Source organism: Agromyces capsici (assembly GCF_058349965.1).
On record NZ_JBYRET010000001.1, the window covers coordinates 448,866 to 462,029 of the forward strand.

14 protein-coding genes are annotated in these 13,164 nt (G+C 71.3%); 3 read left to right on the forward strand and 11 right to left on the reverse strand.

Translation table 11 applies throughout. The features are described 5' to 3' along the window. Nucleotides 1–58 precede the first annotated feature (58 nt). Nucleotides 59–952 carry a LysR family transcriptional regulator gene (locus AC3RKB_RS02225; protein ID WP_491434345.1) on the reverse strand — a complete coding sequence of 298 codons (894 nt, stop codon included), beginning with the start codon at nt 950–952 and terminating at the stop codon, nt 59–61. A gap of 84 nt (nt 953–1,036) precedes the next feature. Continuing rightward, nucleotides 1,037–1,279: a hypothetical protein gene (locus AC3RKB_RS02230; RefSeq protein ID WP_491434346.1), complete on the reverse strand. Its 243-nt coding sequence runs from the start codon at nt 1,277–1,279 to the stop codon at nt 1,037–1,039. Between the two features lie 145 nt (nt 1,280–1,424). Here AC3RKB_RS02230 and qcrB point away from each other — a divergent pair, with 145 nt between their 5' ends. Next, nucleotides 1,425–3,122 (forward strand): cytochrome bc1 complex cytochrome b subunit, encoded by a 1,698-nt coding sequence (gene qcrB / locus AC3RKB_RS02235; protein ID WP_491434347.1) that lies wholly within the window; start codon nt 1,425–1,427, stop codon nt 3,120–3,122. 95 nt (nt 3,123–3,217) lie between these two features. On the opposite strand, the gene AC3RKB_RS02240 is transcribed toward qcrB, so the two are convergent. After that, nucleotides 3,218–3,730: a methylated-DNA--[protein]-cysteine S-methyltransferase gene (locus AC3RKB_RS02240; protein WP_491434348.1), complete on the reverse strand. Its 513-nt coding sequence runs from the start codon at nt 3,728–3,730 to the stop codon at nt 3,218–3,220. 296 nt (nt 3,731–4,026) lie between these two features. Between AC3RKB_RS02240 and AC3RKB_RS02245 the strand changes: the two genes are divergently transcribed. Continuing rightward, entirely contained in the window at nt 4,027–5,049 is a 1,023-nt protein-coding gene (locus AC3RKB_RS02245; RefSeq protein ID WP_491434349.1) for a zinc-dependent alcohol dehydrogenase, read from the forward strand. On the opposite strand, the gene AC3RKB_RS02250 is transcribed toward AC3RKB_RS02245, so the two are convergent. Continuing rightward, the gene (locus tag AC3RKB_RS02250; protein ID WP_491434350.1) at nt 5,031–5,435 is read right to left on the reverse strand and encodes a DUF7715 family protein; all 405 of its coding nucleotides are present in this window, start codon (nt 5,433–5,435) and stop codon (nt 5,031–5,033) included. The two genes, AC3RKB_RS02245 and AC3RKB_RS02250, sit on opposite strands and share 19 nt — an antisense overlap. 334 nt (nt 5,436–5,769) lie before the next feature. Here AC3RKB_RS02250 and AC3RKB_RS02255 point away from each other — a divergent pair, with 334 nt between their 5' ends. Then, nucleotides 5,770–6,039, forward strand: a complete 270-nt coding sequence (locus tag AC3RKB_RS02255; RefSeq protein ID WP_491434351.1) for a DUF1876 domain-containing protein — start codon at nt 5,770–5,772, stop codon at nt 6,037–6,039. 49 nt (nt 6,040–6,088) lie between these two features. Here AC3RKB_RS02255 and AC3RKB_RS02260 read toward each other — a convergent pair whose 3' ends face one another. From AC3RKB_RS02260 to AC3RKB_RS02290, 7 genes are all read right to left on the reverse strand, one after another. Beyond that, the gene (locus AC3RKB_RS02260) at nt 6,089–7,132 is read right to left on the reverse strand and encodes a LacI family DNA-binding transcriptional regulator (protein WP_491434352.1); all 1,044 of its coding nucleotides are present in this window, start codon (nt 7,130–7,132) and stop codon (nt 6,089–6,091) included. 112 nt (nt 7,133–7,244) lie between these two features. After that, nucleotides 7,245–8,066 (reverse strand): RraA family protein, encoded by an 822-nt coding sequence (locus AC3RKB_RS02265; RefSeq protein ID WP_491434353.1) that lies wholly within the window; start codon nt 8,064–8,066, stop codon nt 7,245–7,247. A gap of 87 nt (nt 8,067–8,153) precedes the next feature. Continuing rightward, entirely contained in the window at nt 8,154–8,642 is a 489-nt protein-coding gene (locus AC3RKB_RS02270) for an RpiB/LacA/LacB family sugar-phosphate isomerase (protein ID WP_491434354.1), read from the reverse strand. Nucleotides 8,643–8,656: 14 nt separating this feature from the next. After that, complete coding sequence (locus AC3RKB_RS02275; protein WP_491434355.1) at nt 8,657–9,571, reverse strand: carbohydrate ABC transporter permease; 915 nt, start codon at nt 9,569–9,571, stop codon at nt 8,657–8,659. Further along, entirely contained in the window at nt 9,571–10,530 is a 960-nt protein-coding gene (locus AC3RKB_RS02280; RefSeq protein WP_491434356.1) for a carbohydrate ABC transporter permease, read from the reverse strand. The genes AC3RKB_RS02275 and AC3RKB_RS02280 overlap by 1 nt, the downstream gene beginning before the upstream one ends. 53 nt (nt 10,531–10,583) lie before the next feature. Further along, the gene (locus tag AC3RKB_RS02285) at nt 10,584–11,909 is read right to left on the reverse strand and encodes an ABC transporter substrate-binding protein (RefSeq protein WP_491434357.1); all 1,326 of its coding nucleotides are present in this window, start codon (nt 11,907–11,909) and stop codon (nt 10,584–10,586) included. A 121-nt stretch (nt 11,910–12,030) separates the two neighbouring features. Continuing rightward, entirely contained in the window at nt 12,031–12,960 is a 930-nt protein-coding gene (locus AC3RKB_RS02290; RefSeq protein WP_491434358.1) for a ribokinase, read from the reverse strand. Nucleotides 12,961–13,164: the final 204 nt, after the last annotated feature.

Here is a 13,164-nt window from a genome sequence, read left to right on the forward strand (position 1 = left end):
GCGGCCGAACCCCATCGGCGGATCCGCACCCGGGTATCGGGATGTCCGCCTGCTCGGCTCAGGCGAGCACGCGCCGCAGCTGCGCCACGGCCGCGCCGAGGTGCGCGTCGCGCTCTGCCTCGCGCGCGCGGGTCGCAAGGTACACCGTGTTGAGCGGCGGCACCTGGGGCTCGTCGAGCTGCACCAGCGCGCCGGCCGCGAGGTCGGCGTCGACGAGGTAGCGCGGGAGCACCGACATCCCGGCCCCTGAGACGATGGCCGAGCGGATGCCACGCAGGTCCGGGATCACGGCGGCGAGCGCGAGCCCCTCGGGGCGGCGATCGAACACGCTGCGCCAATAGCGCCGCACGATCGGCAGGTGCTCGGCGTACGCGATGAGCGGGATGGCCGCGAGCTCCGTGCCCGAGTCCGCCCAGCGCGGGGCGGCGACGAGCACGAACTCCTCGTCGTACGCCGCGACCGCCGTGATGCCGCGGCCGCGCGGCCGGACGGCGCTCACGACCAGGTCGAGCGCACGCGACTCGAGGTCGTCGAGCAGCTCGTCGGCGAGGCCGAACCGGAACCGCAGCGGCACCGGCACCGCCGCGGCGAGCTCATCGAGCCGCGGCAGCACGAGCTCGGACAGCAGCTCGGCCGGGCCGCCGATGTGCAGCGCGCGCGAGCTCGCCGCGCTCGCGTCGAGGCCGAGTCCGAGCCCCGAGAGCAGCACCGAGTCCTCGAGCGCGTCGAGGTGGGCGGCGACCTCGCGCGCGAGCTCGGCGCCCTTCGCGGTGGCCTCCACGCCCGTGGGCGTGCGCACGAACACCGCGAACCCGAGCGCCTGCTCGAGCGCGGCGAGGTGCGCCGACACGGTCGGCTGCGAGATGCCGAGCAGCTCGGCCGCCTTCGTCTGCGACCCCGCGCGGAACACCGTCACGAAGGTGCGGAGGTGGTCGAGGCTCGGTGCGCTCACGGGGCCCACTGTACGGCGGCGGGGTCGCGCGGATGCATGAGAATCCGGGTCATGGGTCGCGCTCAGCGCCCATGACCCGGATTCTCATGCGGGCTCGTCCGCGCGCGGGGTCCGATGCCCACCGCCCGTGTCGAGGTCGGGGCCCGCCTCGAGATCGGGTCCGTCGCTCTCGGTGATGTTCGCCCCATCGAAGGACGGGTCGACGCCGAGCTCGCGATCGTGTTCGGCCTTGAGGCGGGCCTGTTCGCGCGAGCTGTCGGCGAAGTCGCGGTCGTCGGGAAGGTCGGCGTCGCCGGCCTGGCCCCGGCGGCCCGTGGTGTCGCGCATGTCGTCCTCCTCGCTCGATGGGCACAGGCTATGCCGATGCGGCGACACCCGAAACGGGGTTACGCACCGAAGTCCGGCGAGCGGATGTCACAGATCGGCGTCGAGCGGGGTCATATGTGTGACGCCACTCACGAGGAGGCTGCTCATGCCCACGATCACCGACCAGGGCGCCGCCGCCGCCGGCACCGGCACCGGCACCGACCGGCAGCGGACTGGTCGCCGTCGCCGTTCCGCGACCGACCGGCTCGCGACATCCGTCGCCGAGGCCACGATCTTCGGCCGACGCGTCCGCGATCTGCGCGCGGCGTTGCGCCGCCGCGTCGTCCCGACGCACTGGACGAACCTGTTCGGCGTGGTGACGCTCGCGAGCCTCGCGGTGCTCACCGTCTCCGGCCTCTGGCTCATGTTCTTCTACACGCCGTCGGGCGACCCGACGACGTACGACGGCGCGTACGCGCCGCTGCACGGCGCCGAGGTGTCGGAGGCATTCGCGTCGACGATGCGGATCACGTTCGACGTGCCCGGCGGCCTGCTCATGCGGCAGGCGCACCACTGGGCGGCGCTGCTGCTGCCCGCGTCGATCATCATGCAACTGCTCGTGGCCTTCTTCACGGGCGGGTTCCGGCGGCCGCGCCGAGGCATGTGGGTGCTGCTGTTCCTCATCTTCATCGCCGCGCTGGCGGGCGGATGGTCGGGGTACGCGCTGCCCGACGACCTGCTGTCGGGCACGGGCCTGCGCATCACCGAGGGCATCGCGCTCGGCATTCCGGTCGTGGGCACGTGGCTCGCAGCGCTGCTCTTCGGCGGACCCTTCCCCGGGCAGATCATCGAGCACCTGTACCCGGTGCACGTGGTGATCGTGCCCGCGGTGCTCGTCGTGCTGCTGGCGCTGCGGGCTGCTGCCGCCTGGCGCGCCGGGCCGCCGCAGTTCCCGGGGCTCGGACGCACGTCGTCGAACGTCGTGGGCGTGCCGCTCGTGCCGACCGCGGCCGCGCGGGCCGGCGGGCTGTTCCTGCTCGTGACCGGCGTGCTGCTGGCGATCTCGGCGACGGTCACCATCAACCCCATCTGGCTGTACGGGCCGGCGTCGCCGGGTGACGCCGGGGCCGGCAGCCAGCCCGACTGGTACACCGGGTTCCTGGATGGCGCGCTGCGGCTCGTGCCATCCGGTTGGGAGATCGTGCTGTTCGATCGCACGTGGACCCTCGCCGTGCTGATGCCGCTCGCGGTCGTGACCGCGTTCCTCGTCGCGGTCGCGGCGTACCCGTTCATCGAGGAGTGGGCGACGGGCGACCGTCGCGAGCACCACCTGCTCGACCGGCCGCGGTGGGCGCCGACCCGCACGGGCGTCGGCGTGGCCGGAATCGTGTTCTACGGCACACTGTGGGCCGCGGGGAGCGCCGACCTCATCGCGACGCAGTTCTCAGTGAGCTTCGAGGGCGTGATCGGGGTGCTGCAGGCGACGCTCGTGCTCGGGCCGGCGCTCGCGTTCGTGGTGGCGCGGCGCGTGTGCCTGGGGCTGCAGCGGCGCGATCGCGATGTGCTCGCGCACGGGTACGAGACCGGGCGGATCGTGCGGCTGCCGGGCGGCGAGTACGTCCAGGTGCACGCACCGGTCGGCGCGGCCGCGCGAGCGCAGATCTCGCGGCCCGAGCCGCCGCTGGTGCTCGTGCTGCGTCCCGACGAGCGTGGGCGGCTCCCGCTGGCCCGCCGGGTGCAGGTGCGGCTAGGACGGTGGTTCCTCGCCGACAGCGTCGACTCGGAGACGGGCGCGCGGCTGGTGCCGGCGCCGGTCGGCGCCGAGGCCGGGGCCGGGGCCGGCGTCGTGCGCACGGATGCATGAGATACCGGACATGGGCGCTCCCCGCCGGCGCGACATCCGGATTCTCATGCATGCGTTCGGGGCCGGTCCTCGGCGGCCGCAGGCGGCGCGGCGCCTCAGAACAGCCGCCGCTGCGCGACGACCTCTGCCCCCTCGAGTTCGAGCAGTCGCCGCTTGCGGTCGAGGCCGCCCGCGTAGCCGGTGAGCGACCCGTCGGCGCCGACGACGCGGTGGCAGGGTACGAGGATGCTGATCGGGTTGCGGCCCACCGCGCCGCCCACGCGCCGCGCGAGGTTGCGGTCGCCGAGGCGCTCGGCGAGCTGGCCGTACGTGACCGTCTCGCCGAACGGGATCTCCCTCAGCATCGCCCACACCGCATGCTGGAACTCGTCGCCGACGGGCGCGAGCGGCAGGTCGAACCGGATGCGTCGTCCCGCGAGGTACTCGTCGAGCTCGACGCCGAGGCGAGCGAACAGCTCGTCGCCGCGCGCGTCGACCTCGACGCCGAGCGTGCCCGCGGCCGGCGGATGCCAGTGTCCCGGGAAGTAGAGCCCGGTCAGTCCGCCGTCGTCGGCGACGACCAGGAGGTCGCCGAGCGACGTGCGGAGCGAGGCGTGGCGGCGGGGCATGCGTCGATTCTCGCGCGGCGCGGGCGACGAAGGGGCGCCGCCGATCGCGGAAATCGGACGTCACCGTCGCGCTCCCGGTGACGCCGTCGCATCGAGTGGGCGATCTTGGCGGCATCCGGAACGGATGCGCCGCCAACATCGCCCACTCGATGCCGGGATGTTGGCGGCCGACTCGAGGGCCCGCCCGCCGAGGGACCAAGTCCCCGCGCGCCATCGAGCCCGCGGCGAAGACTGGAACCCGAGCGTCGCCACCGAAGGCGAGCTTCGAATCCCGCGGAACCACAGGAGGAATCATCATGCGCGCAGCCGTCGTGACGGCGTTCGACCGGCCCGTGGCACTGGAGGACCGCCCGATCCCGGAGCCGGGACCTGGCCAGTTGCTCGTCCGCCTCGAGACGTGCGGGCTCTGCCACACCGACATCCACGCGATGCGCGGCGATTGGCCGGTCAAGCCGGGACTGCCGTTCATCCCCGGCCATGAAGGCGTCGGCATCGTCGAGAAGCTCGGCGAGGGCGTCACGTCGCGCTCGGTCGGCGAGCGGGTCGCGATGCCGTGGCTCGGGCACGCGTGCGGCGAGTGCCGCTACTGCGTGTCGGGTCGCGAGAACCTCTGCGAGCAGCAGCAGAACACGGGCTACTCGATCGACGGCGGCTACGCCGAGTACCTGGTCGCCGACGCCAAGTTCGCAGCACTGGTGCCCGAGGGCATCTCGGCCCTCGATGCCGCGCCGCTCACCTGCGCGGGCGTCACGACCTATGCGGCCGTGAAGAACGCGCGCGTCGTACCCGGCGAGCGCGTCGCGGTGTTCGGCGTCGGTGGGCTCGGCCACCTCGCGGTGCAGTACGCGCGATTGGTCGGCGCCGAGGTGATCGCGGTCGACATCACCCAGGAGAAGCTGGACCTCGCCCGCGAGCTCGGCGCCGACCACGCGATCGACGCATCGAAGGTCGACCCGGTCGAGGCGATCGGCGGCGTGGGCGGCGCGGATGTCGCGATCGTGCTCGCCGTCGCACCCCAGGTGTTCGACCAGGCGTTCGCCTCGCTGAACCGCGGCGGCCGGATGGTGCTGGTCTCGCTTCCGGCCGAGGGCACGCTGACCGTGCCGGTGTTCGACACCGTGCTCAAGGGCATCTCGATTATCGGCTCGATCGTGGGCACCCGGCAGGACCTCGCCGAGGTGTTCGCGCTCCACGCCCTTGGCCGCACCAAGGTCGTCGCGGTTCCGCGCGACCTCGGCGACGTGAACTCCGCCGTCGACGAGGTGCTGCACGGCGACGTGCCCGCCCGACTCGTCTTCGACTACGGGTCGGAAGGGTAAGCGCGCCGGACGACCACGCGGTCGACGAAACGCTCGACGATCGTGCCCTCGGCCAGCACGCCGGCGATCGCCAGGAGGTTCCACGCCTGGCCGAACGCATCGAACTCGCAGGTGCAGCCCTGCCTGCGTGTGAAACGATGCGTGGCGTCGAGGCAGTCGACGTAGGTCTCGAGATCGAGCCCCGGCACCGCGCGCACGATCGCGGTCGTGGTGACCTCGTCGCTCGTCATGCCGCGGAACGTGATGCCGCAATCGCACGCACCGTACGGATGGCGCGCGCTGTACGGGCACGCCTCGATCATGTAGACGAGCTCACCGTCGACGCACCGCATGACGTCGGTCGATCTCGAACCTTGGGCCGAACTGGTCGCGACCAGCACCTTCATCTTCCACTCCGAGCCCGGCACGAGTTCTGCGAGTACGTGCTCTGCACGCTACGCGGTGCCTCCGACATCGCGCGGCATCGCGGGGGGTGGGACGGGTCGTCCAATCGGGCCATCGACCCCTTCTCGCGACCGGGGGCGAAGTATCCGCGGTATACCTTTCTCCCGGGTCGGCGGGCGGACACATGCGTCGGTTCGCCGACGATCGGCCCGCGCACCGGGCCATCCGTCGACGCCCGCGATTTCGGCGAGCGCGAGCGTCCTTCGCACCTCGCCGCACGCGCGGCAGGTGGGTACCCTGAAAGATGGAACCAGACCGGGGAGGGTGGTGAGTTCCATGACTGCGACGAAGCAGTGGAGCGTCACCGTCGAGATCGACGAGGAAGAGAACACCACGCTGGCGCACGCCAGTGTCCGCACGCCCGCGGGGCAGGATGTGACCGGCGTCGGCAAGGCCGACCGCAACCCGCTCGACCCGAGCGTGCCCGCCATCGGCGACGAGCTCGCGGTCGCCCGGGCGTTGCGCAACCTCGCCGAACGACTGCTGCACGCGACCGAGAAGGACATCTCGAGCGTCACGGGCCAGCCATCGCACGTGCACCGGTAGGCCGAGCGAGCGGCCCGGGCGTGCCGACCTCGACTCGAGCTCCCCGAGCTCAGAGATCGGCCGGCGATGACGCGCTGCCGCGGCATCCGCAGCTCTCACGGACCACGAGCTCGTTCTCGAAGTTCCAGTGGATGACCTCGGCCGGCCGCTCGATGAGGTGCTCGACCGCCGCGTCGCCCATGTCGCGAATCGCCTGGGCGACGGTGGTGAGGGGCGGGATGGCGTAGGCCGCGGCCTGCGTGCCGTCGATCGAGACCACGGCGACGTCGGATGGCACGGCCAGCCCGCGTTCGCGGAACGCGCTCGTCGCACCGATCGCGTGCACGTCGGAGGCGGCGAGCACCGCCGTGGGGGGCCCGCCGCGGGCACCGTTGTCGTCAGCACCGGCGCCGCCAGAGCCGTCGAGCAACTCCAGCCCGGCGCGGTGCCCGCCGGCGAAGCTGAACGGCGCCCGCGCGATGGGCCCCTCGGGCAGCCCGGCCTCGGCGAGCGCGCGGCGCCATCCGGCGGCGCGGTCGTCGGAGACGCCGCGTCCCGGTCCGGCGATGAGCCCGATGCGGCGGTGCCCGTGCTCGGCGAGGTGCCGGGTGCCGACGTAGGCGGCGACTTCGTTGCGGCTGCGGATGGTGGAGATCGGCGCCTCGTCGGGCGAGCGGTCGAGCGCGACCACCGGGATGGAGAGCCCGGTGAGGTCGGAGACATCCTGATCCTCACTGGCGCTCACGAGGATGAGCCCGTCGATGCGGCGCTCGGCGAGGCTCGCGATGTAGGCGCGCTCACGCGCGACGTCGTCGGCGCTGTTGCACACGAGCACGGCGTGGCGACGGCGGTAGGCGGCATCCTCGATCGCCCTCGCCAGTTCGGCGAAGAACGGGTTCGAGGCGTCGGGCAGCACGAGCCCGATGGTGTGCGTGCGCCCGACCTTGAGCGACCGTGCGAGGCCGTCGGGGCGGTACCCGAGCTCGGCGACGGCGGCGACCACGCGGGCTCGGGTTGTCGCCGAGACGGGGCGCGGCCCGTCGTTCAGCACGTACGAGACGACGGCGGGCGACACGCCTGCCGCCCGCGCCACGTCGTTGCGCGTCACCGCCATGGTCGTGCCCCCTCCCCCGCGAACCGGAACCGCACGCACGCCCGCGAACGCGAACGCGAACGCGCCGGGACGCGGAGCGGACGAGTCCGCCCACTCCGCGCCCCGGCCCGCGTCACTTGCCGGCGCCCTGGAACTCGGACTCGAGCCGCTGCGCGACCTTCCCGTTCTTCAGCAGCTCGCGGAGCTTCTCCCCGTCGGGCGCGTACGGGTGCGGCGGCACCTGGAACACCGACCGCGTGCTCTCGCTCTGCGGGATGCCGAGCACGTCGAACAGGGCCGCGCGCGCGACCTTGTCACCCTCGGACTCCTGGATGGCGTACGTGAGCACGTCGTCGATGAGCTCCTCGGGCACGATGATCGCGCCGTCGCCGTCGGCGACCACGAGGTCGTCGCGACGCACGAGCTGGCCGCCGATCTCGACGGGCATGCTGTGCCCGCCCCACTCGACGCGGCCCTGGTACATCGGCTGCACGATCCAGCGCGACCAGATCGGGATCGCCTTCTGCTCGAGGGTCTCGTCGGAGTCGCGCGTGCCGCCGTTGGTGAGCACCCCGCGGGCGCCGAGCGCGGCCCAGATCATCGAGTCCATCGAGCCGACGGCGGGCGTCTGCGTGCCGGCGGTGTCGATGACGAGGAAGGTGGTGTCGTCGATCTGGTCGGCGAGGTCGTTGGCGAAGACCTCCCCGTACCAGTACTCGTAGGCCCACTTGGTGTAGTCCTGCGGCGTCATCGTCGGCACCTGCTGCTGGGTCGGGATGTGGCGCATGGTGAGCGCGAAGCCCGCGGCCTTGGTGCGCCACAGCGGGCGGATCTCGGGCGAGATCGTGCCGAAGTGGTGGCGGCCGACCCAGTCCATGCCGTCACGGACATCGGTGACCCGGAGGTGGGAGACCGTCTCGAGGATCTCCTTCTTGCGGTCGAGTGAGAGTGCCATGTTCGTGTACCTTTCTGGTGGTTGCTACTGCTGGTCTCGTCGTCATCTGGCCATGTCGACGAGCGGATGGTGCGGGGCGGTCGTCTGCTATCGACCACCCCCCGCCGGTTCCAGTGGCACGGATGCCGCGGCCGCGGCCCGTTCCATCTCGGCCAGCTGCGCGACGCGCCGCCGGAAGTCGGGGTCGGTGCTGAACTCGGCAGCCAGGTAGGCGACGATCGCGTCCTCGGCGATCCTGCGTCCGACGATCCAGGCGCCGAGGCAGGCGACGTTGACGTCGTCGTGCTCGACGCCCTGCCGGGCGACGTGGGTGTCGTGGATGACGGCGGCGCGGATGCCGGGCACCTTGTTCGCCGCGATCGCGGCGCCGACGCCCGTGCCGCAGACGAGCAGGCCGCGGTCGGCCTCGCCGGAGGCGACGAGGGTCGTGACCCGCTGGGTCATGACGGGGAAGTCGACGGGTGTGTCATCCGTGGTGCCGACGTCGATGACCTCGTGGCCGAGCCGCTGCAGCAGGTCGAGCACGAAGGGCTTGAGCTCGTAGCCGGCGTGGTCGTTGGAGAGGGCGATGCGCATGATGCTGGGTCCGATCACTTGAGTCCGGTGGTCGCGATGCCGTCGACCAGGAGTTTCTGGAAGGCGATGAAGATGCCGAGCACCGGCAGCAGCGACACGATCGACATCGCGAAGAGGGCGCCGAACGCCGAACTGGCGGTGGTGTCGATGAACGCGCGCAGCGCGAGCGGGACCGTGTACAGGTCGGGGTCTGTGAGGTAGATCAGCGGCGTGAAGAAGTCGTTCCAGCTGTAGATGAACGTGAAGATCGCGGTGGTCGCGAGCGCCGGCTTCGACAGCGGCAGGATGACGCGGAGGAAGATGCCCACGTGGCCGCAGCCGTCGATGCGCGCCGCCTCGTCGAGTTCGCGCGGGATGGCCCGGAAGAACTGCACGAGCAGGAAGATGAAGAACGCGTCGGTTGCGAGCACCTTCGGCATGAAGAACGGCAGGTACGTGTTGATCCAGTCGAGCTCGCGGAACAGGATGTACTGCGGGATCAGGATCACGTGGTGCGGCAGCATGAGCGTGCCGAGCATGATCGCGAACCAGACCTTCTTGAACTTGAAGTCGATCCGGGCGAACGCGTACGCGGTCACCGAGCAGGCGACGAGGTTCGCGATCACGCAGAGCGTCGCCACCAGGAACGAGTTGGCCATGAAGCGCCAGAACTCGATGCCCGCGATGCCCTGCCATCCGGTGACGTAGCCCTCGAGCGTGAAGTCCTCGCCCGGCCAGATGCCCGGGTCGGAGATCGCGCTGTCGTCGCGGAACGAGGCGCCGAGCATCCACGCCAGGGGGTAGAACATCAGCGACAGCAGGGCGATCAGCAGCAGGTGGCGGTAGAACTGGTGCCGTCCGATCGGGGCGTCGGGCCCGCCGCGGCGGCGGCGACGCGCGGCCGGGACGACGATCTCCTGGGTCGGGGGCGCGGTGGTGAGCGTGGACATCATTCGTCTCCGTAGAACACGACTCGGCGGCTGAGGGCGAACAGTCCCGCGGCGACCGCGCCGCAGATCACCAGCAGCACCCAGCCGAGTGCGGACGCGTAGCCCATGTCGAAGTCGACGAAGCCGCGCTGGTAGAGGTACAGGGTGTAGAAGAGCGTCGAGTCGGCCGGGCCACCCGTGCCGTTGCTGACGATGTAGGCGGTGTTGAACGCCTGGAAGGCGGCGACCACGTTCATCAGCAGGTTGAAGAAGATGACCGGGCTGAGCATCGGCAGGGTGATCGAGAAGAACTTCCGCAGGGCCCCGGCGCCGTCGACGGTCGCGGCCTCGTACAGCTCGGTCGGGATCTGCTTGAGTCCCGCGAGGTAGATGATCATCGCGGCGCCGAACTGCCAGACGTTGAGGATCACGAGCGTCGAGAGCGCGGTCTCGGGCATGCCGATCCAGGCGTAGTCGGTGGGCAGTCCGATCGCGGTGAGGAAGTTGTTCAGCAGGCCGTTGGCCGAGAAGATGAACCGCCACAGGATCGCGATGGCGACGCTGCCGCCGATCAGCGACGGCACGTAGAACAGGGCCCGGTAGGCGGTCAGGCCCCGGATGCCGCGGACGAGCAGCGTCGCCAGCGTCAGCGCGAACACCTGCACGAGCGGCACCGACACGATCAGGTACGTGAAGGTCACCCGCAGCGCGGCCCAGAACCGCTGGTCCTCGGTGAACATCTGCTGGTAGTTCTCGACGCCGACCCACTCGGCGTCGCCGAGGATCGAGTAGTCGGTGAACGACAGGTAGAGGGAGACGACGACCGGCCCGCCGATGATGGCGACGAACCCGATCAGCCAGGGCGTCATGAACAGGTAGCCGGCCAGGTTCTCCCGGCGGCGGCGGGCCGCCCCGCGGCGGGGGCCGGCGGGCTGGGCCGCCGTCCCCGTCGCGGTCGGTGCGATCGTGGTGGCGCTCATCGCGACATCCGTTCTCTCGCCAGTGGTGGTGGTGGTGGACATGTCGGGTCCGATCAGTCGAGGGCGTCCTCGGCGGCGGTGAAGAACGCGTCGGCGGCTTCGTCGACGCTCATCTCGCCGAAGGCGACCTGCTGGTAGAGGCGCTGCAGCTCGGTGGTGAGCGTGGGCAGCCCCGCGGGGTACGTGGTCGTGGTGAGGTCGCCCGACTCGGTCAGGCCCTGCAGGATCGTGACGTTCTGCTTCACGCCCTCGGGGGTCTCGGCGTCGTCGAGCAGCGCGTCCTGCGCCGCCGTGTTGGTGAGGATGCCGTTGTCGGACTGGAAGGCCAGCGCGGCATCCGTGTCGTTGGCGAAGAAGTCGATCCACGCGGCGGCGGTCGCGACGTTGTCGCAGCTCTCGGGGATCGAGATGCCGTTCGAGCCGAGGATGTTCGCCGACTGGTCGGGGTCGTCGCTCGGGTTCGAGACGGCCTCGATGGCGGCGGCCTTGCCCGCGCCGGCGAGCGCCTGCTCGGTGATGTACAGGTGCGGGATGTCGCGGGTGCCGGATGCCGCGATGCCGTTGGCCATCGGCGTGAGCTCGAGTGCGCCGAGCTGGTCGGGGATCGACGCGGCCGGGATCGCGACGCCGTCGTCGGTGAGGTCGAGCCAGAACTGGAAGTACTCGGCGAGCGTCTCCTGGTCGAACGCGAGCTTGCCGTCCTCCACGAACGTGCCGCCGTGCCCGGCGACCCACGACATGAAGGTGAACATGAGCCCGCCCTCGTTCTCGGCGGCGTAGACGCCGTCGGGCAGGCCGTCCTGCACCTCGCGCAGCCACTCGCCGTACTCCTCCCACGTCAGGTCGTCGGTGGGCTCGGGCGCGCCGGTCTGGGCGACGAGGTCGGCGTTGTAGGCGAGCAGCCGCACGAAGGTGCCGGTCGGGAGCATGTACTGCTTCCCGTCGACCTGGCCGGCCGCGAGCACGTCGTCCGGGATGTCGGAGACGTCGATCTGGCCCGACTCGATGAGGTCGTCGAGCGGACGCAGCGCGCCGTTCTCGGCGTACTGCGCGAGGAAGGTGCTCTGCGTGCCGGTCGCACAGGCGAGGTCGTTGCCGGCCGCGCGCACCGTGAGCCGCTCGACGTAGGCCATGTAGTCGGCGACCTCGGGAGCGACGGATGCCTCCGGGTACTCCTCCTCGAAGAGCCCGATGACCGCGTCGACCTTCTCGGCCCGCGCGGGGTTGCCCCAGAACGCGTAGCTGATCTCGCCGGCGACCTCGCCGTCGGCGGATGCTCCACCCCCTCCGCCGCCACCGCAGCCGGACAGCGCGAGGGCGCTGGCCGCGGCGATCGAGATCCAACCCAGGGTGCGGGTGCGTCGAGTGGGGTGCGACATGGTTCCTTCTCCTCTTCGTCGAGTGGTCGGGTGGTGCTGTGGTGATGCTCTGGCGGGTGGTGGGTGTCTGGCTTCGGTGGTGGGGGCGGATGGCGCGGGGCGCGGGCTCTGCCGTCGGTGCTCAGTTGAGCTGGTACGCATCGACCCCGTCGGGGGCTTGCGCGCCGTGGGTGGCGACGCTCTCGGCGGCGCGCAGGCTCGCGCGCTCCATCGCGTCGTGGATGGACGCGCCCGCGGCGAGTGATGCCGCGAGCGTGCCCACGTAGACGTCGCCCGCGCCCGTCGTGTCGACCACGTGGTCGACGACGGCGGCCGGGACGTGCAGGGTCGGGCCGTGCCCGGCGAACACGGAGCCGTGCTCGCCGAGGGTCACGATGGTGTCGCAGCCGACGGCGTTCCGTACGGCGGCGGCGAGGTCGGCGGCGGCGAGGTCGTGGTTGTCGTGGCTCGCTTCGGCGAGCACGCTCCGCGCCTCGCCCTCGTTGACCACGAGCAGGTCGACGAGCGCGAGCACGTCGCGGTCGAGGCCGACGTAGGGTGCGAGGTTCAGGATGACGCGTCCGCGTCGGTTCGCGATGCGGCGCACGAGGTGCGCGACGACCTCGGCGGGGATCTCGCACTGGATCACCGCGACATCCGCTCGGCCCAGTTCGTCGATCGCCGTGTCGAGCATCGCGGGCTCGAGGCATCCGTTGGCGCCGGATGCCACGACGATGAGGTTGCCGCCGTCGGCCGCGACCACGACGACCGCGAGGCCGGTCGGCTCGGGCAGGCGGCGGACGCCGCCCACGTCGACCCGCTGGCGCGCGAGGTTGTCGAGGACGCGGAGGCCGCGGTCGTCGTCGCCGACCGCGCCGATGAAGGCGACGTCGGCGCCGTCGCGGGCGGCGGCGACGGCCTGGTTCGCGCCCTTGCCGCCGGGGCCCGTCGTGGACGTGCCGGCGAGCACGGTCGCGCCGGCGAGGGGCAGCGCGGCGACCGGAAGCACGAGGTCCTCGTTGGCGGACCCGAAGACCACCACTCGCCCGACCGCCGGTTCACCGTGTTGCATGTGCGTTGCTCCTCATTGATTCAACTCGTGTAGACAACTCGAGTAGACCAAGTATCTACACGAGTTGAATGAGAGCGCAAGGGCTCACCGAGATCTTTTCCGAAAGCCGGGACGATTGGCTCGCCGGGCCCCCGGACCCGCCGCGCCCCGCACCACGCACCACGCACCACGCACGACGCACGACGCACGACGCACGACGCACGA

Excerpts from the sequence above, each read along its gene's own strand:
- AC3RKB_RS02230 (WP_491434346.1), bottom strand. The coding sequence starts at position 1,279 with ATGCGCGACACCACGGGCCGCCGGGGCCAGGCCGGCGACGCCGACCTT.
- qcrB (WP_491434347.1), top strand. The coding sequence starts at position 1,425 with ATGCCCACGATCACCGACCAGGGCGCCGCCGCCGCCGGCACCGGCACC.
- AC3RKB_RS02240 (WP_491434348.1), bottom strand. The coding sequence starts at position 3,730 with ATGCCCCGCCGCCACGCCTCGCTCCGCACGTCGCTCGGCGACCTCCTG.
- AC3RKB_RS02245 (WP_491434349.1), top strand. The coding sequence starts at position 4,027 with ATGCGCGCAGCCGTCGTGACGGCGTTCGACCGGCCCGTGGCACTGGAG.
- AC3RKB_RS02250 (WP_491434350.1), bottom strand. The coding sequence starts at position 5,435 with ATGAAGGTGCTGGTCGCGACCAGTTCGGCCCAAGGTTCGAGATCGACC.
- AC3RKB_RS02255 (WP_491434351.1), top strand. The coding sequence starts at position 5,770 with ATGACTGCGACGAAGCAGTGGAGCGTCACCGTCGAGATCGACGAGGAA.
- AC3RKB_RS02260 (WP_491434352.1), bottom strand. The coding sequence starts at position 7,132 with ATGGCGGTGACGCGCAACGACGTGGCGCGGGCGGCAGGCGTGTCGCCC.
- AC3RKB_RS02265 (WP_491434353.1), bottom strand. The coding sequence starts at position 8,066 with ATGGCACTCTCACTCGACCGCAAGAAGGAGATCCTCGAGACGGTCTCC.
- AC3RKB_RS02270 (WP_491434354.1), bottom strand. The coding sequence starts at position 8,642 with ATGCGCATCGCCCTCTCCAACGACCACGCCGGCTACGAGCTCAAGCCC.
- AC3RKB_RS02275 (WP_491434355.1), bottom strand. The coding sequence starts at position 9,571 with ATGTCCACGCTCACCACCGCGCCCCCGACCCAGGAGATCGTCGTCCCG.
- AC3RKB_RS02280 (WP_491434356.1), bottom strand. The coding sequence starts at position 10,530 with ATGAGCGCCACCACGATCGCACCGACCGCGACGGGGACGGCGGCCCAG.
- AC3RKB_RS02285 (WP_491434357.1), bottom strand. The coding sequence starts at position 11,909 with ATGTCGCACCCCACTCGACGCACCCGCACCCTGGGTTGGATCTCGATC.
- AC3RKB_RS02290 (WP_491434358.1), bottom strand. The coding sequence starts at position 12,960 with ATGCAACACGGTGAACCGGCGGTCGGGCGAGTGGTGGTCTTCGGGTCC.